The sequence below is a fragment of the Oceanisphaera sediminis genome (assembly GCF_039539745.1).
GTDB lineage: Bacteria > Pseudomonadota > Gammaproteobacteria > Enterobacterales > Aeromonadaceae > Oceanimonas > Oceanimonas sediminis.
In genome coordinates this window covers 1-239 of sequence record NZ_BAABDS010000013.1, presented here as the reverse complement: position 1 = coordinate 239, position 239 = coordinate 1, and positions in this window count along the sequence as shown.

The following is a 239-nucleotide window of genomic DNA, read 5'->3' as shown; positions in this document are numbered from 1 at the left end:
GCGCGGGTGCGTTTCACTTCTGAGTTCGGCATGGGATCAGGTGGGACCACAACGCTATCGCCGCCAGGCATAAACTGGGGTTTGTCAGCTGTTGCTAACAAACGCTGGAAAACTGATTAAAAGCGGTCGAATGAATTCGACCCTACATAATTCTGAATAATTTGTTGGTTCTTGACCGCAAGGTCTCACACTTCTTGGGTGTTGTATGGTTAAGCCGCACGGGTCATTAGTACAGGTTA